This window comes from Flavobacterium plurextorum, from assembly GCF_024638035.1.
Taxonomy (GTDB): Bacteria; Bacteroidota; Bacteroidia; order Flavobacteriales; family Flavobacteriaceae; genus Flavobacterium; species Flavobacterium plurextorum.
This window is the reverse complement of sequence record NZ_CP100442.1, coordinates 548376-569248: the sequence shown is the minus strand read 5'-3', so window position 1 is coordinate 569248 and position 20873 is coordinate 548376. Positions and strand designations below refer to the sequence as shown.

The 20873-nt window shown below is 33.5% G+C and carries 19 protein-coding genes; 9 read left to right on the top strand and 10 right to left on the bottom strand.

Annotated elements, in window-relative coordinates:
* Nucleotides 1–62 precede the first annotated feature (62 nt).
* The gene (locus NLG42_RS02720) at nt 63–410 is read right to left on the bottom strand and encodes a winged helix-turn-helix domain-containing protein (RefSeq protein WP_089054315.1); all 348 of its coding nucleotides are present in this window, start codon (nt 408–410) and stop codon (nt 63–65) included.
* Nucleotides 411–684: 274 nt separating this feature from the next.
* Here NLG42_RS02720 and NLG42_RS02715 point away from each other — a divergent pair, with 274 nt between their 5' ends.
* The 5 genes from NLG42_RS02715 to NLG42_RS02695 all read left to right on the top strand — a co-directional run bounded on the left by NLG42_RS02715 (nt 685) and on the right by NLG42_RS02695 (nt 7072).
* On the top strand, nt 685–3798 hold the full coding sequence (locus NLG42_RS02715; RefSeq protein WP_257682926.1) for a leucine--tRNA ligase: 3114 nt from the start codon (nt 685–687) through the stop codon (nt 3796–3798).
* 502 nt (nt 3799–4300) lie between these two features.
* Nucleotides 4301–5149, top strand: a complete 849-nt coding sequence (locus tag NLG42_RS02710; RefSeq protein WP_257682925.1) for an alpha/beta fold hydrolase — start codon at nt 4301–4303, stop codon at nt 5147–5149.
* 2 nt (nt 5150–5151) lie between these two features.
* Nucleotides 5152–5625: an RNA polymerase sigma factor gene (locus tag NLG42_RS02705; RefSeq protein ID WP_257682924.1), complete on the top strand. Its 474-nt coding sequence runs from the start codon at nt 5152–5154 to the stop codon at nt 5623–5625.
* Nucleotides 5612–6205 carry a hypothetical protein gene (locus NLG42_RS02700; protein WP_089058428.1) on the top strand — a complete coding sequence of 198 codons (594 nt, stop codon included), beginning with the start codon at nt 5612–5614 and terminating at the stop codon, nt 6203–6205. The genes NLG42_RS02705 and NLG42_RS02700 overlap by 14 nt, the downstream gene beginning before the upstream one ends.
* Before the next feature lie 180 nt (nt 6206–6385).
* Complete coding sequence (locus NLG42_RS02695) at nt 6386–7072, top strand: zinc metallopeptidase (RefSeq protein WP_099718059.1); 687 nt, start codon at nt 6386–6388, stop codon at nt 7070–7072.
* A gap of 85 nt (nt 7073–7157) precedes the next feature.
* On the opposite strand, the gene NLG42_RS02690 is transcribed toward NLG42_RS02695, so the two are convergent.
* The 4 genes from NLG42_RS02690 to NLG42_RS02675 form a co-directional block, all read right to left on the bottom strand.
* A complete protein-coding gene (locus tag NLG42_RS02690) occupies nt 7158–7433 on the bottom strand; it encodes a hypothetical protein (RefSeq protein WP_257682923.1) in 276 nt (91 codons plus the stop codon).
* Between the two features lie 44 nt (nt 7434–7477).
* Nucleotides 7478–7948, bottom strand: coding sequence for an Lrp/AsnC family transcriptional regulator (locus NLG42_RS02685; protein WP_029270670.1), 471 nt, complete (start codon nt 7946–7948; stop codon nt 7478–7480).
* A 219-nt stretch (nt 7949–8167) separates the two neighbouring features.
* Nucleotides 8168–8917: a uroporphyrinogen-III synthase gene (locus NLG42_RS02680; RefSeq protein WP_089054309.1), complete on the bottom strand. Its 750-nt coding sequence runs from the start codon at nt 8915–8917 to the stop codon at nt 8168–8170.
* 14 nt (nt 8918–8931) lie between these two features.
* On the bottom strand, nt 8932–9600 hold the full coding sequence (locus tag NLG42_RS02675; RefSeq protein WP_089058431.1) for a DUF4271 domain-containing protein: 669 nt from the start codon (nt 9598–9600) through the stop codon (nt 8932–8934).
* Between the two features lie 104 nt (nt 9601–9704).
* Here NLG42_RS02675 and NLG42_RS02670 point away from each other — a divergent pair, with 104 nt between their 5' ends.
* Genes NLG42_RS02670 through NLG42_RS02660 form a run of 3 tightly spaced genes read left to right on the top strand, consistent with a single transcriptional unit; the run spans nt 9705 to nt 12266 of the window.
* Nucleotides 9705–10430 (top strand): polyprenol monophosphomannose synthase, encoded by a 726-nt coding sequence (locus tag NLG42_RS02670; RefSeq protein ID WP_089058432.1) that lies wholly within the window; start codon nt 9705–9707, stop codon nt 10428–10430.
* A 9-nt stretch (nt 10431–10439) separates the two neighbouring features.
* The gene (locus tag NLG42_RS02665; protein ID WP_089054306.1) at nt 10440–11780 is read left to right on the top strand and encodes a dihydroorotase; all 1341 of its coding nucleotides are present in this window, start codon (nt 10440–10442) and stop codon (nt 11778–11780) included.
* 9 nt (nt 11781–11789) lie between these two features.
* Entirely contained in the window at nt 11790–12266 is a 477-nt protein-coding gene (locus NLG42_RS02660) for a DUF4296 domain-containing protein (protein ID WP_257682922.1), read from the top strand.
* 2 nt (nt 12267–12268) lie between these two features.
* Here NLG42_RS02660 and NLG42_RS02655 read toward each other — a convergent pair whose 3' ends face one another.
* Nucleotides 12269–13270, bottom strand: coding sequence for an NAD-dependent epimerase/dehydratase family protein (locus tag NLG42_RS02655; RefSeq protein ID WP_257682921.1), 1002 nt, complete (start codon nt 13268–13270; stop codon nt 12269–12271).
* A 207-nt stretch (nt 13271–13477) separates the two neighbouring features.
* Here NLG42_RS02655 and tyrS point away from each other — a divergent pair, with 207 nt between their 5' ends.
* Nucleotides 13478–14773 carry a tyrosine--tRNA ligase gene (tyrS, locus tag NLG42_RS02650; RefSeq protein ID WP_089058435.1) on the top strand — a complete coding sequence of 432 codons (1296 nt, stop codon included), beginning with the start codon at nt 13478–13480 and terminating at the stop codon, nt 14771–14773.
* A gap of 61 nt (nt 14774–14834) precedes the next feature.
* Here the strand turns inward: tyrS and NLG42_RS02645 are convergent, their stop codons facing one another.
* The 4 genes from NLG42_RS02645 to NLG42_RS02630 form a co-directional block, all read right to left on the bottom strand.
* A complete protein-coding gene (locus NLG42_RS02645; RefSeq protein WP_257682920.1) occupies nt 14835–15815 on the bottom strand; it encodes a LuxE/PaaK family acyltransferase in 981 nt (326 codons plus the stop codon).
* A gap of 159 nt (nt 15816–15974) precedes the next feature.
* Entirely contained in the window at nt 15975–16313 is a 339-nt protein-coding gene (locus tag NLG42_RS02640; RefSeq protein ID WP_089058437.1) for a T9SS type A sorting domain-containing protein, read from the bottom strand.
* Nucleotides 16314–16419: 106 nt separating this feature from the next.
* A complete protein-coding gene (locus tag NLG42_RS02635; RefSeq protein ID WP_199170222.1) occupies nt 16420–17832 on the bottom strand; it encodes a hypothetical protein in 1413 nt (470 codons plus the stop codon).
* A gap of 191 nt (nt 17833–18023) precedes the next feature.
* A complete protein-coding gene (locus tag NLG42_RS02630) occupies nt 18024–20822 on the bottom strand; it encodes a TonB-dependent receptor (RefSeq protein WP_099718064.1) in 2799 nt (932 codons plus the stop codon).
* Between the last annotated feature and the right edge of the window lie 51 nt (nt 20823–20873).

Genomic DNA, 20873 nt, shown 5'->3' with positions numbered 1-20873 from the left:
AAATTATGACCAAAATCATATTGGTAAATTTCAATGAAAACGATCTATGAAATTGAAGCTGTTTAAAACTTCAAATTTTGAGTTTCTTTTTCAGCAAAATCTTTAATGCGTTTTTCTACTTCATAAAAAACTGCAATCGCTTTTTCTCCAGCATCAGTCAATTTTGCACCGCCGCCGCCTTTTCCGCCCAATAATTTTTCTACTAACGGGCTTTGAGCTCGCTGATTCATTTCTTCCACCAACTGCCAAGCCTGTCTGTATGCCATTTTCATCTCCTTGGCTGCATTTGTTATAGAGCCTGTTTTGCGAATATTTTCTAAAAGCCAGATTTTTCCAATACCTAAAAACGGACCTTCAGCTTCTTCAATCCAAAGTCGTACTTCAATAGAATATTTTTTATCATTACTCATTTCATTCTTAATATATCCTTGTAAAAATAATCGTTTTTACTGTAATAATATTCTTCTATTATTAAAAAATAAACAATTAAAAATGCGTTAACTAAGTATTGTTATTGCAAACATAAGTATTTTTACTTAATTTAAAATAAGTATTTTGTTATTTTATTTGTTTGTCAGTGAAATAGCTTTGCAACAAGCAACAATAAATGTAAATTTGCGCGATAATTCATTAAGTGAGAAAAACTTTGAACCTTTGTCACTTTGCAACTTTGAACCTTATAAAATGAAATACAATCCAAACGAAATTGACGCCAAATGGCAAAAATATTGGGCAGAAAATCAAACTTTTGCAGCAAAAAATAACTCTGAAAAACCGAAACATTATGTACTCGATATGTTTCCTTATCCATCTGGAGCAGGATTACACGTTGGGCATCCGCTTGGTTATATAGCTTCAGATGTGTATTCTCGTTTCAAAAGACATCAAGGTTTCAATGTTTTGCATCCAATGGGTTATGATAGTTTCGGATTACCGGCAGAACAATATGCGATTCAGACAGGACAGCGTCCAGAAGATACAACGCGTGTTAATATTGATGGCGGCGTAGACAAAGAAGGAAAACAAATTGCAGGATACAGAAAACAATTAGATAAAATTGGTTTCTCATTTGACTGGGCGCGTGAAGTGCGAACTTCAAATCCTGATTATTACAAACATACACAATGGATTTTTATTCAATTGTTCAATTCTTGGTATTGCAGAAAACAAGGAAAAGCTTTTGAAATTTCAGATTTAGTAAAAGTTTTTGAAGAAAGCGGAAATGCATTAGTTGAAGCAGTTTGCGATGACAACGTAGCGATTTTTACTGCTGCTGAATGGAACTCTTATTCTGAAGATCAAAAAGAAAAAATCCTTTTGCAATACAGAATGACTTATTTGGCTGAAACCGAAGTAAACTGGTGTCCTGGTTTAGGAACTGTTTTAGCAAATGATGAAATTGTAAACGGTGTTTCTGAACGTGGAGGGTTTCCTGTTATAAGAAAAAAAATGACACAATGGAGTATGCGAATTTCTGCTTATGCCGAACGCTTGCTTCAAGGTCTAAATGATATCGATTGGAGCGAGTCTATAAAAGAATCTCAAAGAAACTGGATCGGTAAATCGGTTGGAGCTTTAGTTAAGTTTCAAGTTTCAAGTTTCAAGTCTCAGGTTGATGCGCAAAGTGATGCAACTTTAAATGTGAAACCTGAAACAAATTTTATCGAAGTATTTACTACTCGTCCTGATACTATTTTTGGAGTGACGTTTATGACTTTGGCGCCAGAACATGATTTGGTTGCTAAAATTACAACTCCAGAACAAAAAGCGGCAATTGAAGCTTATATCGAAAAAACGTCAAAACGTTCTGAGCGTGAGCGTATGGCCGATGTAAAAACAATTTCGGGAGTATTTACAGGAGCTTATGCAGAACATCCATTTACAAAAGAAGCGATTCCAGTTTGGATTGGAGATTATGTTTTGGCAGGTTACGGAACTGGTGCTGTAATGGCGGTTCCTTGCGGAGACGAAAGAGATTATGCTTTTGCTAATTTCTTTAAAGGAACTGAAGGAATGCCTGAAATTAAAAACATTTTTGCAAATGTTGATATTTCTGAAGCGGCTTATGGATCAAAAGATAACGTTGAAATCGCTAATTCTGATTTCTTAAACGGATTAAATTATAAAGAGGCAACTCAAAAGGCTATTCAGGAATTAGAAAAAATTGGACAAGGAACAGGAAAAACAAATTACCGTTTGCGTGATGCTGTTTTCTCTCGTCAGCGTTATTGGGGTGAACCATTTCCAGTTTATTATGTAAATGGATTGCCAAAAATGATTGATGCACAGCACTTGCCAATTATTTTACCTGAAGTAGAAAAATATTTACCAACAGAAGATGGTCTGCCTCCATTAGGAAACGCAGCAGTTTGGGCTTGGGATACAAAACAAAACAAAGTTGTCAATACTGATTTAGTTGATAATGTTTCGATTTTTCCTCTTGAATTAAACACTATGCCGGGTTGGGCGGGAAGTTCATGGTATTGGATGCGTTATATGGATGCGCACAATGAAAATGAATTTGCAAGCAAAGAAGCTTTGGCTTACTGGGAAAGTGTAGATTTATACATTGGAGGAAGCGAGCACGCAACAGGGCATTTATTGTATTCTCGTTTCTGGAACAAATTCTTGAAAGACAAAGGCTTTGCTCCAACCGAAGAACCATTCAAAAAACTGATCAATCAGGGAATGATTTTAGGTACGACGGCTTATGTTTATAGAATCTTGCCATTTGTACATGTGAAAAATTTAGATACGAGATTTGTTCTTTCTCCAGACAAAGGCCCAGTGTTTTTTGTTTCTTCTAAATTTAATGATTTTGAGAAGCACAAAGAACTAATAAGTAATTCTGTTGCAGAAAAAAGTATTAATTATATTAAACAATATTTACTTAATGATGAGTCTCTAAAAGAGAGAAGCTCGGATATTGAAAAAATAAAGATTGAAGATATTTCAGTGTTTCAAATTCAAACTAATCCAATTCGTGTAGATGTTAATTTCGTTAATTCTTCTGATGAATTGAATATCGAAAAATTCAAAGCTTGGAGAGAAGATTTTAATACTGCAGAATTTATTTTTGATGAAAACGGAAAATATATTGTGGGTCGTGAAGTCGAAAAAATGTCGAAATCATACTATAATGTAGTTACGCCAGATGATATTTGTAGTGAATACGGTGCTGATACATTACGTTTATACGAAATGTTTTTAGGTCCGTTAGAGCAGGCAAAACCTTGGAATACTGCTGGAATCTCAGGAGTTTTTGGTTTCTTGAAAAAATTATGGAGATTGTATTTTGATGATAATGGTTTAATTGTAAACAACGACGAACCAACAAAAGACAACTTGAAATCATTGCATAAAACAATCAAAAAAGTAGCAGAAGATATCGAGAGTTTCTCTTTCAACACTTCGGTTTCTCAGTTTATGATTTGTGTAAATGAATTGTCTTCTCAAAATTGCCATTCAAGAGCAATTTTAGAACCGTTAGCCATTTTGGTTTCGCCTTATGCACCGCATATCGCAGAAGAATTATGGTCGCAGTTAGGAAATACAGAATCAATTTCTGAAGCAGCATTTCCAGTTTTTGAAGCAAGTCATTTAGTGGAAACAAATAAAGAATATCCAGTTTCTTTCAACGGAAAAATGCGTTTTACAATCGAATTACCTTTGGATTTAACCAAAGAACAAATCGAACAAATCGTAATGAAAGACGAAAGAACGCAAAAACAATTAGACGGCAGAACACTAAATAAAGTGATTATTGTTCCTGGAAAAATTATCAATTTGGTTGGATAAACCAGTTTGATTCTTAAATATTAAAAATTCCAAATTCCAATTTTACGATTGGGGTTTGGGATTTTTTTTGTGCTTTTTTTTCTACCACGAATTGCGCGAATTTTTATTTCGAAAAACGCATAGTTTGTCATCCTGAGCGGAGTCGAAGGACTTTTATTTTGCGAAAGGTCTTCGACTCCGCTCAGACTGACAATACGAATTCATACAGTTTGTCATTTCGACGAAGGAGAAATCACACGCGTAACTCGACAAAGATTGGTGATTTTGAATGTGTAATTTCTAGTGTGATTTCACCTTCGTCGAAATGACAAGATTACAGAAAAAGCTTTGCGGCTTATTGTCTTCACGAGCAAATAACCTCACATTCTTTACGGTTAAGAACCCGCACCAACATTGGGATTGAGAGTTATCTCATCAAAAATTTAAAAACTTTTGTAACATTTTAATAGTTCTCATATCCAAAAGGCGGATCCGATTAAATTAACAACTTAAAACTATTAAAATGAAAAAGTATATCATCTTAGTTATCGCATTCTTATTCTCAGCATTATGTCTAAATGTTTTTGCACAAACAAAATCATTTCCTTTCGAAGTTATTAAAACTGGAAAAGGAAAACAATCAATAATTTTCATTCCCGGATTTGCTTCTTCTGGAGAGGTGTGGAATGAAACCAAAACCGCTTTCGAAAAAGAGTATACTTGTTATACACTTACAATGGCAGGATTTGCAGGAGCAAAACCACAAGAGAATCCATCATTCGAAAATTGGAAAACAGAAATCGCAAATTATATTAAAAACAATAAAATTGAAAAGCCAATTCTAGTTGGTCATAGTATGGGTGGCGGACTTGTGTTGGCAATCGCAGCTGATTATCCAGAATTAATTGGGAAAATTGTAGTTGTAGATGCGCTTCCGTGTTTGGCTGCGCTGATGGATCCTTCATTTAAATCGAAAGAAAACAATGATTGTTCAGCAATGGTAAGTCAAATGACTGGAATGACAGATACTCAGTTTCTTGAAATGCAGAAAAAAACAATGCCGAGACTTCTTGCTGATGCTTCAAAAATGGATACAGTTGTAGATTGGAGCGTAAAATCAGACAGAAAAACATTTGCTCAAATGTATTGTGATTTTTCGAATACAGATTTGAGAAATAAAATAGCAGCTATAAAATGCCCATCATTAATTTTATTAGAATCTTATTTTATAAATTTAAAACCAGCAATCGAGGAACAATATAAAAATTTAAAAACAGCTGATTTTCAATATGCAAGTAAAGGTCTGCATTTCATTATGTACGATGATACGGCTTGGTATTTAGCGCAATTAAACACTTTTGTAAAATCGTAAGAATGGAATTTGAAGAAATTTATAAGACTTATTGGGATAGAATATTCAGGCTTTGCATGGGTTTCGTAAACGATTATGATGCGGCACAGGATTTGGCTCAGGAAACTTTTATAATTGTCTGGCAGAAATTGGAAACTTTTAGAAATGAATCGGCTATTGGAACTTGGATTTTTAGAATTGCATCTAATAATTGTTTAAGGCAGATTGAAAAAGAAAAACGTTTCCCGAAATCCGATTTGCCAATTCATCTTTCAGAAGAGAAACAAACTTCGATAGAGCCGCAAATTCAGTTTTTGTATAAATGTATTGCCGAATTACCTGAAACAGAACGTATCATTATTTCACTGGAATTAGAAGAAGTTAAGCAGTTGGAAATTGCCAAAATTGTTGGACTTTCTGATGCTAATGTGAGAGTGAAAATTCACAGAATAAAAGAAAAACTGACTGAAAAATTTAAAGAAAATGGACAACGATAATAATATAGATTTTAAAGATTTATGGAAAAAACAAACCGTAAATCAACCAGATATGAAAGATTTGCTATCGAGAGTGAGTAAATTTAAAAAAGCAGGTTTAAGAAGTTTATGGATAACCAATGTTTTGCTTTTTTTGACCACTGCATGTATTGTTTTTATATGGATATATTATCAGCCAGAGTTTGTTTCGACTAAAATCGGAATTGTTTTAACGATTTTGGCGATGGTTATTTATGTATTTGCTTTTAATAAATTGTTGACTCCTTTTAGAAATATCGATGCGACACAAACGAATCAGGAATATTTACAAAAACTGATTTTGATTAAAAAGAAACAGCAGTTTATGCAGACAAAAATGATGAGTTTGTACTTTCTGCTGCTTACAACTGGAATTTGCTTATATATGTATGAATATGCCAGCAGAATGAGCGCTTTGGGTGCAAGTTTGTGTTATGGAATAACATTGCTTTGGATGGCGTTTAATTGGTTTTATATTCGCCCGAAACAAATTAAAAAACAACAGTCAAAAATAAATACCCTGATTGAGAAGTTTGAAGAAGTAAATAAGCAGCTGCATTAAGGGATGATTTTACGACCATATTATACAGACGCACCAAAGTGCGTCTTTTTTTTGTTAAATTTTTAATATTTCTACTGCCGTAATTACTGTTTTGAATGTCAAAATGTCATTTTTTAAGTTTGGTTCAGAAATTGTGATTTGTTTTGTAACTTTAAAAATCAATCAAAAAAAGATAAAAACATGGGAAGTGGATATTTAATTATTGCCGGAGCTATAATGTTATTCAGCTGGCTGGTAAGTTCAAGACTAAAAAGTAAATTCGAATTATATTCTAAACTGCAATTACGAAACGGAATGAGCGGTGCGGAAATCGCTGAGAAAATGCTTGCTGATAATGGTATTACAGATGTTCGTGTTATTTCGACTCCAGGTCAGTTAACAGATCATTATAATCCTTCAGATAAAACAGTTAATTTAAGTGAAGCAGTTTATAATCAGCGTAACGCGGCGGCGGCGGCTGTTGCGGCACACGAATGCGGGCACGCGGTTCAGCATGCTATTGGTTATGAATGGTTAACAATGCGTTCTAAATTAGTGCCTATTGTGAGTGTGGCTTCAAATTATGTGCAATGGATTTTGCTTGCGGGGATCTTAATGATTAGAACTTTTCCTCAATTACTGCTAATTGGGATTGTTATTTTTGCAGCAACTACATTGTTTACAATTATAACGCTGCCGGTAGAATATGATGCAAGTAATAGAGCCTTGGCTTGGTTAGAAAATAAACATATGCTGACTCAGCAAGAACAGGCTGGCGCAAAAGATGCCTTAAAATGGGCGGCACGAACTTATGTTGTTGCGGCTATAGGTTCAATCGCAACACTGTTGTACTATATCTCGATTTATTCAGGAAGCAGAAGAAACTAATTTGATAATTGAGATAATTAGTCAATTAGATAATTTATAGCAAACCCGACAGGTTTTTAAAACCTGTCGGGTTTTGTTTTTTTATTTAGTTTTCATTTAATTGCAGAAGAACAAAAAGTAAAGCCCAAAGTCCTGCAAGGGTGTAAGTGGAATATAAATATTGATTTTCTTCAGATTTATATAATTTGTAAAAAAGAACAATAGTATAAATTATGCTTATCGGAATTGCAAGAAGAAATAGAAAAGCACCCATTCCGGGAGCACATGGACCTCCTGCATCAATTTCGGTATAAATAAAGGTTATTGAGAAATAAACAATGAAAAAGAATATGGTCTTGTACTCTGATCTAATATTTAACATGTAACAGTGAATTATCTAATTATCAAATTTTCTCATTGACACATTTATAATTGAATCTGCCTGTCAATCTGTTGATCTAACGAAATAAAGGTTTCAGTTCTTGAAACACCTTCGATTGCTTGAATTTTGGTGTTTAAAAGCTGCATTAAATGTTCGTTGTCTCGACAGATAATTTTAATTAACACAGACCAGTTTCCTGTAGTATAATGACATTCGAGAACTTCTGGAATTTTTCTAAGATCTTTCACCGCTTCAGAGTTTCTTGAGGCTTTGTCGAGATAAACGCCAATAAATGCCATAGTATTGTAACCTAATACTTTTGGGTTAACTGTGAATTTTGATCCTGAAATTACGCCGGATTGTTCTAGTTTTTTTAAACGCTGATGAATTGCGGCTCCAGAAATTCCTATTTTGTTGGCGATTTGAAGAATGGGTTTTCGTGCATCATCCATTAAATATCGAAGAATTTCTTTGTCGATACCGTCAATTTCAATTAAAAGCGAGTTGATTTTCATTTGAGTGATAGTTTGTAACTAATTTTAGTTGTTTGGTTTTAGTTGAAAACCAAATATACTCAAAATGATTTAAAAAATAAAATTCGATGTTTGAGAGGATTTACAATTATTGTAAAGTGAAATGATACTCAAAATGCGAAGATGCATTAAAAAGAAAATTCCAAATCCCAAGTGATTAAGTTGGAATTTGGAATTTTAATATTTTGTATTCTTAAGGTTTTATTTTCCTTTGTTTGCTTCGGCGATATATTTTTCAAGAGCCATTGTCATAGAAGGCGTTTCAGGTGTTGGAGCAAGAATATCGATTCTTAAACCGTGATCTAAAGCTTCTTTTTGAGTTGTGCTTCCAAATACAGCGATTCTGGTATTGTTTTGTTTAAAGTCTGGGAAGTTTTTAAACAATGATTTAATTCCTGTTGGGCTGAAAAATGCCAAAACATCATAATAAACATCGGCAAGATCAGATAAGTCGCTCATTACAGTTCTGTAAAAAACAGCTTGTGCCCAATCTACTTTTAGACTATTTAATGTTATTGGAGCGTCTGCATTTAACTGGTCAGATGCTGGAAGTAAAAACTTCTCGTCTTTGTATTTTTTAATTAGAGGCGATAAATCAGCAAAATCTTTAGCACCAACGTAAATTTTACGTTTTCTGTATACTACATACTTTTGCAGATAAAATGCAACTGCTTCAGATTGACAAAAATATTTCAATCCTTCAGGTACTTTGTAGCGCATTTCATCAGCCACTCTAAAAAAATGATCTACAGCATTTCGACTTGTTAAAATGATAGCAGTATAGTGATTAAGGTCGATTTTTTGTAATCGAATCTCTTTTGCACTAACCCCTTCCACATGAATAAATGGTCTGAAATCAATTTTTATTTTGTGTTTTTGTTGGAGCTCAAAGTAAGGAGAATTCTCCACTTTAGGTTCAGGCTGTGACACCAAAATTGTTTTCACTTTCATATTATAAACATTTACTAAGCACTCCCTTTTGTCATCCAATAATAGAGAAAATAATAAGGGGCTATTTCAAGAGCGCAAAGATATAAAATAAAATAAAACAACTTGTCGATAATTACGTTTTGATACGTTTTAATTGAAATAAAATATGAGTATAGACTGATACACAGCGAAATACCTATAATTGCTAGCGGAACAATTATTGGAATATTGTCATAATAGAATAAAATAGCATTAATAGGAAGTATCAAAACGCCGATGTAAGTCCTGTAGGTTACTTTTTGTAAGTTAAAAAGCTCCATAAATTCATCAATATTGAATGAAGCTGCTACGATTTTTTCGATCAAATATTTTGCAAGAATAAAATAAAGAAGAAAAGTTGCGATTCGAATAAACAATAAATAATCCGTTTTTGATGCAGTTCCATAAATACTCATCGTAAGCTGAATAAAAAAAGCAAAAGAAATAATCTGCACAAAAAATAAACCAACAGTAAAGCTGCTGTTTATATGGTTATTGTCGCGATAAATTTTAGCATATTTATCTGAGATTATAAGTTTGCTGAATTCAGAAAAACGAGTCTCATATGCTGATTTTGTTATAGCAACAATGGCAAAGGTCAGGATGAATAAAACAGTTGCCCAATCTTTGTTTTCAATAATTCGAGGATGAAGTTGTTCAATCATAGCGCACAAAATTAGTAATTTTTTGGATCAATACTTTTATTATGTATTTATTATGAACCAAATGCTATAAAAAGTTTACTTTTGCGGTGAAATTACCAAGAAAAATGAGTGATAGTATTGTCATAATTCCAACTTATAACGAAATTGAAAATATTGAAAGTATTGTGAGAGCGGTACTTTCGCAGCATAAACCTTTTCATCTTTTAATAATAGATGATAATTCTCCTGATCATACTGCCGATAAAGTGATTGCGCTGCAAGAAGAATTTTCGGGAAGATTATTCCTTGAAAAAAGAGCAAAAAAAGCGGGTTTAGGAACGGCTTATGTTCATGGTTTTAAGTGGGCTTTGGAGCGTAAATACGATTTCATCTTTGAAATGGACGCTGACTTTTCGCATAACCCAAATGATTTAGAGAAATTATATGATGCTTGCCATTTTGGTGGAGCTGATTTAGCTATTGGTTCCCGTTATGTAAAAGGTGTAAATGTGGTAAATTGGCCATTAAGCCGAGTTTTGATGTCGTACTTTGCATCAGTTTATGTGAAGTTTATTACCGGAATGAAAATTCACGATGCAACTGCAGGTTTCGTTTGTTATAAAAGAGAGGTTTTGGAGAAAATCAATCTTAACAAAATAAAGTTTGTGGGATATGCGTTTCAAATCGAAATGAAGTACAGAACTTACTGTGCTAAATTTGAAATTAAAGAAGTTCCAATTATTTTTACAGATAGAACAAAAGGAGTTTCGAAAATGAGTAACGCCATTATCAAAGAAGCAATTCTTGGAGTGATTTCGTTAAGATTAAAAAAATTAGTCAATACATTATAAAGACAAAACATGAATAGGATTTTAATTAAAAATGCAAAAATTGTAAACGAAGGGTCTATTTTTGATGGAGATGTTTTTATAGAGAACGACTTGATTGTTGAAGTCGCTGATAGTATCAGTTTAAAATCATCTGACTGTATTGTTGTAGATGCCGAAGGAAGTTATTTGATTCCTGGTGCAATTGATGATCAAGTTCATTTTAGAGAACCAGGTTTAACGCATAAAGGCGATATTGAATCGGAATCAAGAGCTGCAGTAGCGGGAGGAATTACTTCTTTTATCGAACAGCCAAATACGGTTCCAAATGCCGTTACACAAGAAATATTAGAAGATAAATATCAAATTGCTGCTCAAAAATCATTCGCGAATTATTCGTTTATGATGGGAGCTACCAATGATAACTTAGAAGAAGTTCTAAAAACGAATCCTAAAAATGTTGCTGGAATTAAGATATTTCTAGGTTCTTCAACAGGGAATATGTTGGTTGACAAAGAAGAAACTTTAGAAAAAATTTTCTCAAGCACACCAATGTTAATCGCTGTGCATTGCGAGGATGAAACTACTATTCAAAATAACTTAGCAGAGTTCAAAGAAAAATATGGTGAAGATGTTCCAGTAACGGCACATAATTTAATTAGAAGTGCTGAAGCTTGTTATATTTCGTCTTCAAAAGCCGTGGCTTTGGCAAAAAGAACTGGAGCACGTTTGCATATTTTTCACTTATCGACAGCTAAAGAAATGGAATTGTTTACAAACAAAATTCCATTAGAAGATAAAAAAATTACTGCTGAGGTTTGTGTGCATCATCTTTGGTTTACCGATGAAGATTATAAAACAAAAGGGAATTTCATTAAATGGAATCCTGCTGTAAAAACCGAAAGTGATAGAAAAGCACTTTGGGAAGCTTTGAATGATGGTAGAATTGATGTTATTGCAACAGATCATGCGCCGCATACGAAAGAAGAAAAGTTACAATCTTACTTAAAAGCACCTTCTGGAGGTCCGCTTGTGCAGCATGCCGTTGTAGCAATGTTCGAAGCGCATCATCAAGGTAAAATAAGCGTAGAGAAAATTGTAGAAAAAATGTGTCATAATCCTGCGAAAATCTTTAAAATTGAAAAAAGAGGTTTTATTAAAGAAGGTTATTATGCCGATTTGGTAATCGTAAATCCGAGTTTGCCTTGGAGTGTAAATCAAGATAATATTTTATATAAATGCGGTTGGTCTCCGTTTGAAGGCACAGCTTTTAAATCGAGAATTACACACACTTTTGTAAATGGTGAAATGGTTTACAATAACTTTAAAGTAAAAGATATCCGTGCTGGAAAACGTTTATTGTTTGATAGATAAAAAGCCGAAATGAAAAATTGTTTTGTAATAGTATTAGTTATATTTCTTTCTGTAAGTTGTAAAAAAGAGGTTGTAAAACAGCCTGCTAAACTTATTGAGAAAGGTAAAATGATTGATATTATTTATGATTTGTCTCTTCTGGAAGCAATGAAATATCAAAATCCAGTTTCTTTAGATTCTACAGAAACAAATCCAACGAAGTTTATTTTGAAAAAATACAAAGTAGACAGTCTTCAATTTGCTCAAAATAATATGTATTATGCTGCAGATTATGAAAGCTACAAAGAGATGTTTGATGAGGTTGGAAAACGATTAGCAAAAAATCAAAGAGACACAGATTCGATCGTTAAAATTGAAGAGAAAAAAGCGATGAAAGCGGTGAATCTTAAGGATAAAGAAAAACCGAAAGATTCGATTAAAAAGACAAGGACTCAAATAAATCTTGACTCGATAAGACGACAAATGAAACCGCAGCCAAAAAAATAATTCTATAATTTAGAAATATCCCTTACATATTGATGTACATCTGTAAAAACCGTTCCTAGAGCGGTTTTTATTTTTTCATTTGAATACAGATTTTTAGAATAGGAAGCTTTTGCAGTCGCTTTTGTAAGACGTCTTTTTTGAAAAAATAAGGTTGAAAATATTCCGTCAGCCATCCAAAGAAAATTCATAAATAAAGGTTTGGCATGAATGCTTGGTTTCTTTACTTTTAAAACCTCGGCAATTGTATCAAGAATATCTTTAAAAACAATATTGTCAGCAATTAAAGTAAAGCGCTCATTTTTAATCTCGCTGTTCATTAATTGATGAGAAATTTTCACAACATCATCAACGGTAATAAAACCAGTACTTCCAAGAGTATAAAACGAAAGACCGTTAGCAACTTTTAAGTACAATTCAGCGCTTCCCTGCTGTTTGTTTTTTGTTTTCGGAATTGGTCCTAAAATTACGCCGGGATTTACAATTATTACATCTAAACCTTCTTGATGAGCGCGCCATACTTCCATTTCAGAACCGTATTTAGAAATAGCATAATCGCTGTGAGGTTTTTCGGGATTCCAGTCTGTTTCTTCAGTAATGTAAGTTTCGTGTGGTGCTAAATCGCCAAGTGCGGCAATAGAACTTACAAAACAAAATTTCTTTACACCTAGTGCAATCGAAAAATTAACCATATTAGCGGTTCCTTCAATGTTTATTTTTCGAAGTGCTTCTTCATCTTTTGGGTCGAATGAAATTAAAGCGGCGCAGTGGTAAACGTAATCAATATCAATAAAAGCATTTTCTAAAGAAGGAACGTCTAAGATATCGGCTTCAAGCCATTCTATTTTTTCAAATAAAGCTTCTTTCTTGTAAAGTTCAAAAACCGATTTTGCTTTTTGAATGTTGTTTTTGGTTCTGTAAATTGCCCGAACATTTTCTCCATTTTCGATTAAATGAAGCAATAAATGTGAGCCTACTAAACCTGTTCCGCCAGTTACTAATACCATTTTGTAAATATAAGTTTTTGTTGGAAAGGTGCAAAGCTGCAGAGAGACAAAGTTGCAAAGGTTTTTTGCAAAGGTTCAAAGTTGCAGAGGAACAAAGGTTCAAAGGTTTAATTTTTTTTAAATAATATTTGTGTCTTAGCGCCTTAGTGGCATAAGTTTTTGTCATTGCGATTACCATTGATTATATTTGCGCAAAATATTTTAAAAATGAAGAATCTAGTTGAAGAATTAAAGTGGCGCGGTTTGTACCATGATAGCATGCCAGGAACGGAAGAACAATTGCTAAAAGAGGTAACTTCGGCATATATTGGTTTTGATCCAACAGCAGATTCGCTGCATATAGGCAGTATGGTTCAGATTATTTTATTGGTTCATTTAAAGAATTTTGGTCATAAGCCAATTGCTCTTGTGGGCGGCGCGACTGGAATGATTGGTGATCCTTCTGGAAAATCTGACGAAAGAAATTTGTTGAACGAAGAGGCTTTGGCCAAAAACGTTGCCGGAATAAAAAGTGTTCTGTCTCGTTTCCTAGACTTTAATTCAAAAGAAGCAAATGCTCCAGTAATGGTAAATAACTATGACTGGATGAAAGAATTCTCGTTTATTGATTTTGCTCGTGAAGTTGGAAAACGTATCACAGTAAATTATATGATGGCGAAGGATTCTGTTAAAAAGAGATTTAGCGGAGAAGGTGAAGGAATGTCTTTTACTGAATTTACATATCAATTAATTCAAGGGTACGATTTTTATCATTTGTATAAAAACAATAATTGCGTTTTGCAAATGGGAGGTTCTGACCAGTGGGGAAATATTACTACAGGTACAGAATTAGTACGCAGAATGGGTGGAGAAGGAGCAAAGGCTTTTGCTTTGACAACACCTTTGATTACAAAAGCAGACGGATCTAAATTTGGAAAATCGGAAGGTGGAAATGTTTGGCTGGATGCTGATAAAACTTCTGTGTATAAGTTTTACCAATTTTGGGTAAACTCAACTGATGTTGATGCAGAAAAATACATTAAAATCTTTACATTCTTAGATAAAGAAACTATTGAGGCTTTAATTGCTGAGCATCAAACGGCACCGCATTTAAGAATCTTACAAAAGAAATTAGCTGAAGAAATCACGATTTTTGTTCACAGTAAAGAAGAATTGGAAAAAGCGATTCAGGCTTCAAATATTTTGTTTGGAAATTCTACTGCTGATGATTTGAAAAAATTGGATGAAGTGACTTTCTTAGAGGTTTTTGATGGAGTTCCACAAGCTGAAATCGCAAAAGCTGATTTGGAAAACGGATTGGATATTGTAACGGTTTTAAACGAGAAGACTGGTTTTTTCAAATCAAACGGAGAAGCTAGACGTGCGTTGACTGCTAATTCTATTTCTGTAAACAGAGAAAAAATAAAAGAAGATTTTGTATTAACAGCAAATGATTTGATTAACAATCAATTTGTGTTATTACAAAGTGGAAAGAAAAACTATTTTGTGATTAGAGTTGTTTAACTGTTTAATAGGTAAATTGTATAATCGAATGTTGAACCGATTAAATGATTTAACGATTAAATTATAACACCATCAAATTACATCCACGAATATCAGAATTATCAAAACGTCCCAATACCTCGAAAGAGTTGTTGGGATTTTTTTTGCCTAAATCCTGCGTTGCAATAAAAGAACAAGAATTGATATTGGCTAAATCAATAACATTGATTCCGCCGGTTTTTCCGTCTTTTATATAAGTCAAAGCATCTTCTGGATCACGAACTAAAATATGCATCCAAGAGGGGCATTCAAATACGCCTTCGCCTAAAGAATAAGCTTGCGCTAAAAGTTCTGTCATTCCGTATTCTGAATGAATTGCATTTACACCAAATCCTTTGCAAAGTTGTTCGTGAAGTTCTTCGCGAATCATTTCTTTGCGTTTTCCTTTCATTCCTCCAGTTTCCATAATAATGATGTTTTGAAGGTTGAATTGGTGCTTTTCGATTAAATCTAACAAAGCATAAGTAACACCGATTAGGATTACATTTTGACCTGATTCGTCAAGTTCAGTCAGTTTTTTAATTAAGTCGTCGTGATTGTGTAAATAAAACCCGCTTTCAGGCTGATTGGATAGTTTTATTAAGTCTTCGACCATATAAATAAGCGAAGATCCCTCGCGTTCTAAATAGGACGGTAAAAGGGCTAAAACAACATAATCTTCGATATTGCCATAAAATTGAGAAAATCCTTTTCGGTAACTTTCTTCATAAAGAGAAACATCGGTAACTAAATGCCTGCTTGTAATCATTCCAGTCGTGCCGCTGCTGGTAAAAGTAACTTCGGCAGGATTGGTGTTTGATACTACGTCATGGCTTTTAAAAAACTGAATAGGTAAAAATGGAATTTGCGCCAATGTTTTTACCTGCTGCACGTCTGTTTTAAGGAAATCGCAAAAATCACGATATACTAGATTGTTTTCATATTGAAAGCGAAACACTTTTAGTGCTGTTTTTTCAAATTGCTTATGGCTGGAAATCGTAAATATATCGCTGGCTGTAATCAAAACTTTTTTTGTGCAAAGATATTTATTTTTTGGCGTTCAGTGTTGTCTTTTTTAGTTTCAGTATTCTTAAGTATCAAATTTTACAAGTGATAATGAGACTGAATATTAAAAAGGGAAACACTGTAAACTAAAAAAAAGCTCCATAAGAGCTTTTTTGTTTTATCGAATAATGAGCTTTCGGGTTGCCGTAGCATTTTGCTCGCTTATTTTTATAATGTAAACGCCTGGAACAAGATCTGAAACGTTTAATTCTTTTGAGCTTAGATGCGTTTGCAATACTCTTTTTCCTAAGATGTCAAAAATGATGATTTCTTTTTCTAAATCATTTTTTGACGTAATATATACTTTTCCATTGACCACTGGGTTAGGGTACAAGCTGAGACCCTCAATTCCTACGGACTCTTGAGTTTTGGGTAATTGCTTACTGTCTTGTGCTGAAACACTTACAGTTAAGAAAAAAGCCAATAAAAAAGTAATATAAAAGTAGTTTTTTGCCATCGCATTTATTTGATGAGTAAATATACAAAAAAAATTACAAAAACTAAGCCAAAAAAAAACATCCTAAATTATTAGGATGTTTTTAACATTTTATATTTTCTAACTATTATTTAGTCAAGTCAACACCGTTAACTGTTGCCCAAGCACCACCTGTGATAGATGCTCCAGTTGCTGTTGCATCGATTACGAAGTTTCCTGCAGGGAATGTAACTACACCGTCCCATGGAGCTACTACTACACCTAAGATATCTTTAGAAGTATTAGTGATTTTAACTTTAGTGATTTTAATTTTACCACCGTTTACTTGGTTAGTATTTGTAGAAGCATCTTGAATTTTAACTGCTGCTCCTGTGTATAATTTACCACCTTCTGTGTAATCACCGTAACCATCTATGATAATGTTACTGAAATCACCGTTTCCTTCATTTTTGAATTGGAATGCATCAACTTGAACATCTCCAACAGCTTCTGGAGTTGTACCAGCAATTCTTCTTAAAGTGATGTTTGTAACTTTAGGGAAGTAAGCGTTGTTGTTTTTAGAAGATTCAATTTCGATTCCAAAGTTTCCTTTTGCATTTTGATGAGCGTACCAGTTTGAATTGGCTTGACCTTGCCATCCATCTTGCCAGTCAAATGAATCATCAGTATTGTCATAAGAAATTGCATTTGTTAAACTTGCAGTTCCTCCGTAAAATTCGAATCCGTCATCAGCACCTTTGTAAGATACTAAGTGATCTAAAGTTGTTCCTGATCCTACAGAGTAGAATGAGAATCCGTTTAATTCTTTTGTTCCATCAGCTAATTTAGAACCAGCGTATTCAACTCTTACATATTTCAATGAACCACCATTGTGAGCTGCATTTGTTCCTCCGTAAGGCAGAGCATTTCCGTCTTCAGAAGTAGAAGTTTTTACACCGTTGATAGCATTGATTGGAGCGTCACCGTACATGATGATACCTCCCCAAGAACCAGCGATTTTAGATTTTTCAGTAAATACAACTGGTTTGTCAGCAGTACCATTGATGATTAATTTACCACCGTTTAATACAACTAAAGCGTTGTCTCCAGTAGTTTTATCAACTGTAATTGTTGAACCAGCATCAAATGTTACTGTTACTCCAGAATTAATTTTCACCATACCTTTCATAGTATAGTTTCCTAAAGCATAAGTTTTATTAGCTGTAATTGGTCCAGTAATTTCTCCTGTTGCAACTGGAACAGCCGTTACAGTTACTGTTTTTGTTACTGAAACAGATTGTAGTGTATAAGTAATAACAGAAGTACCTACAGAAACCCCTGTAATAACTCCAGTAGCAGGCACAACAGTTGCAACAGCTGGCGTAGCACTAGAATAAGTACCGCCTGTAGTTGTACTGCTGAAAGTTGTAGTTCCTCCTACAACAACACTCTCAGTTCCTGTTAAAGGAGCGATAGTAAATGGAGCTGGATCGTTGTCATTGCTGCAAGATGAAAATAATAAGCCAATTGAAAGGGCTAAAGCGAAAAATTTAGTTTTCATAATTGTTGTTTAATAGTTGATTTCTTTGCAGACAAAAGTAGGACGGGAATCTTTTATGCATGTTAGCTGATTATTACAATACCGTTATTATAAAAGCTCCTAAATGTCAAGATAATGTTAAGAGATTTACATTATGTTCATAAAAAAAGCCCTATCGAAATAGGGCTTTGTGATCTTAGTTTTAAATAGGATTAAAACGTATATCCTAGACTTAATGAAAAGCCTCTGCTTTTTTTGTAACTTCTTGTTAGTGGATCTCCAACAACTGGTGTTACACTGTTGTCTCCAATTTCAAATTTTCGTGCAGGATCAAGTAAATTGTCTGCAGAGAATTTTAAATCAAAATGCTGTGATAGTTTACTGCTCCATACAAAATCTAATTGTGATACAGGAAGTTCATAAATATGATCCAGACCATTTGTTCCTACTGCATAAATTCTTTTTCCAAATACAGAGTATACTAGTGAAAGTGTATTGCTCCAGTTTTTGTTTACATCAAATTGATATTTCAAATCAGAATTGATTAACCATTTTGAAGCACCTTGTAAATCTCTTGATGTATGAGTTTCGATTGTTTGAGTAACACTTCCGTCAGGATTTATGATAAAAGGTTTAACCTCTGCTTTAGTACTCATTAATGAAGTATTAAAACCTAAAGAGAAATTTTTGAAAGTATTAGTTAATCTTTCTAAGTCATAAATAAATTCGATTTCTGCACCATATATAACGGCATTGTCAGAATTTAAATAAGTGATAATTGTAGAACCGGCAGCATTTGCAGTCAAAGTTCTTTCGATAGGATTTTTCATTTGTTTACCAAAAAGTCCTACAGCGAACATTTCTTTTGCAGTTGGGAAAAACTCATATTTTAAATCAACATTGTAATTATCACTGTTTACTAAATATGGATTTCCTTTCATAGAAGTTCCATCGGCATTGATGTACTCAATTGGGTAAGCTTCCATTATTACTGGTTTAGTATAAGTAATACCACCAGCTAAACGAACATTTGCTTTTTCGGTAACGCTGTATTTAGCATTTAACGAAGGTAAGAAATAAGTTTTGTCGTAGTTTAAAGTTACATATGGCTCATCAAAAGAACCTTGATTTCTGTATTTAGTTTCTCTATTCGTGCTTTCAAATCTTACACCACCATTAAGTTCAAATTTATCATTGAATTTGTAAAGTAAATTAGCATAACCAGCATTAGCACCTTCCTTTAAAATTGCTTTGTAAGTAGAGTTAGAACTTTCTCTAAAATTGAAAGCACCTCCAGCAATGTATCCATTCAATTGATCGTCGATATTGTTAAGCGGAGCATCGATGTTTGGTCCAGGAGTTGGAGAAATAAAACGATATGAAGATTCCATGTCTGACATGTTTCCGTTATAACCAACTGTTAATTTGTGACCTTTATCTGCTCCAAATTTCAAATTATATTCAGCTAAACCTGAGAAATAAGAGTTTCCAGTAATTTCTAAATATTGTTTGATAAAGTTGTTTCCTGCAATCGAAGCAATGATTCCATCGTTATCTGTTTTAATTCCTGAAAATGCTTTTCTGTCAGGCTGATTGTATTTCGTCAACGCATAAGAAGCACCTGCTTTTACAGTTTGACTTTTGTCTTCTGTAATTGCATATTCTCCCAACAATTGATTGTTCCAATAATCTGATTGGTCTAATTGGTTGGTACGAATAAGAGTTTTGTTTGTTCCGGTTCCAGTTTCAGCATTTGCAACACCAAATTGATCTTTGATTAAGTTATCAGTTGTTCTGATGAAAAGACTATTGTAAGCAAGTTTAAATCTTTTTGTGTTGTAGTTTAAACCTAATAAACCAGTCAAAGAAGTTCTGTAGTGATTGTCTGTAGTGATAAAATCAGTTTTGTAGCTGATTCCAGTGCTTTGGTAAGCAAAAGTTCTGTCAACTCCTTCTTGAATTGCATAACTGTTTTCAGCATTTACAGAGATGATATAAGAAATGCTTCTGTCTTTTTCTAAATCAAATTTTTCAGCATGCAAAAAACCAATACTTGTATTTAACGGAGTTCTTATAGTCGAAACGTCAAAGCCGCTTTGAAATGAGTTTAAAGATTCTTGAGGAGTAAAAACATGACCAGATGGAGTATCTCCTAATAATGAAGGTAATTTTCTATTGTCTCCAGTCATTCCGAAAAAACCTTCTGCAGAATCAGCATCTTTAGAAATAGAAAATCTTTTTAAATTACTGTTTACAAGGTAACTTGTTCCAATATTAATTTTTGTGATGCTTTTTGTGTTTTTAGAAGTTTGGATATTAAATGTTCCACCTGCAAAATCACCATAAATGTTTGGGCTGAATGTTTTGTAAACTTCAATAACACCAACGATATCCGTAGAGAATAAATCTAGCGGAATAATTTTCAAAAATGGATTGTTTGTTGGAGCAGCAAGATCATTAATCAATAAGTTGTTGTATCTGTCTTCAAGTCCACGAACAAATAAACCTCTTGATCCAACTTTAGTAATTCCGGTAATTTTAGTTAAGCCTTCTTCAACATCGCTTACTCCTTTTCTAGACATTTCCTGCGCACCAATACTTTGTTTGATTACCACAGCATTTTTTTGGTCTAATAATAAAGCCGTTTCTTTTTCTCTGTTTCCAGTAGATTTTACGACCACATCTTTAAGAGTAAAACTTCCAGAAGAAAGTACTTGATTTACCACTACAGTTTCGTTTGCCTTTACCGTAACTGGAGCTTCTTTAGATTCATATCCTAAAAAACTATAAATAACGATATAATTTCCTGGATTTACGCTTAACGAATATTTTCCGTCAACGTCAGTATTTACGCTAATGTTTGTACCTTTAATTAAAACATTTGCAAAAGGTAAGGCTTCGTTGTTCATTTCTTTGTCGGTTAAAACGCCAGAAATCGTACCTTTGTTTTGTGCGATCGAAATCGTACAGATAAATAATGCAATAAATAGAAATTTTAAATTGAATTTCATTTCAGTGTTGTGTTTGATTTATTTTTGTGCAAAGAAATGACTGAGCTGTGA

Coding starts and splice junctions, on each gene's coding strand:
- NLG42_RS02710 (WP_257682925.1), top strand. CDS start 4,301: ATGAAAAAGTATATCATCTTAGTTATCGCATTCTTATTCTCAGCATTA.
- tyrS (WP_089058435.1), top strand. CDS start 13,478: ATGAAGAATCTAGTTGAAGAATTAAAGTGGCGCGGTTTGTACCATGAT.
- NLG42_RS02635 (WP_199170222.1), bottom strand. CDS start 17,832: ATGAAAACTAAATTTTTCGCTTTAGCCCTTTCAATTGGCTTATTATTT.
- NLG42_RS02665 (WP_089054306.1), top strand. CDS start 10,440: ATGAATAGGATTTTAATTAAAAATGCAAAAATTGTAAACGAAGGGTCT.
- NLG42_RS02705 (WP_257682924.1), top strand. CDS start 5,152: ATGGAATTTGAAGAAATTTATAAGACTTATTGGGATAGAATATTCAGG.
- NLG42_RS02715 (WP_257682926.1), top strand. CDS start 685: ATGAAATACAATCCAAACGAAATTGACGCCAAATGGCAAAAATATTGG.
- NLG42_RS02690 (WP_257682923.1), bottom strand. CDS start 7,433: ATGTTAAATATTAGATCAGAGTACAAGACCATATTCTTTTTCATTGTT.
- NLG42_RS02675 (WP_089058431.1), bottom strand. CDS start 9,600: ATGATTGAACAACTTCATCCTCGAATTATTGAAAACAAAGATTGGGCA.
- NLG42_RS02655 (WP_257682921.1), bottom strand. CDS start 13,270: ATGGTATTAGTAACTGGCGGAACAGGTTTAGTAGGCTCACATTTATTG.
- NLG42_RS02630 (WP_099718064.1), bottom strand. CDS start 20,822: ATGAAATTCAATTTAAAATTTCTATTTATTGCATTATTTATCTGTACG.
- NLG42_RS02670 (WP_089058432.1), top strand. CDS start 9,705: ATGAGTGATAGTATTGTCATAATTCCAACTTATAACGAAATTGAAAAT.
- NLG42_RS02640 (WP_089058437.1), bottom strand. CDS start 16,313: ATGGCAAAAAACTACTTTTATATTACTTTTTTATTGGCTTTTTTCTTA.
- NLG42_RS02720 (WP_089054315.1), bottom strand. CDS start 410: ATGAGTAATGATAAAAAATATTCTATTGAAGTACGACTTTGGATTGAA.
- NLG42_RS02660 (WP_257682922.1), top strand. CDS start 11,790: ATGAAAAATTGTTTTGTAATAGTATTAGTTATATTTCTTTCTGTAAGT.
- NLG42_RS02695 (WP_099718059.1), top strand. CDS start 6,386: ATGGGAAGTGGATATTTAATTATTGCCGGAGCTATAATGTTATTCAGC.
- NLG42_RS02685 (WP_029270670.1), bottom strand. CDS start 7,948: ATGAAAATCAACTCGCTTTTAATTGAAATTGACGGTATCGACAAAGAA.
- NLG42_RS02700 (WP_089058428.1), top strand. CDS start 5,612: ATGGACAACGATAATAATATAGATTTTAAAGATTTATGGAAAAAACAA.
- NLG42_RS02680 (WP_089054309.1), bottom strand. CDS start 8,917: ATGAAAGTGAAAACAATTTTGGTGTCACAGCCTGAACCTAAAGTGGAG.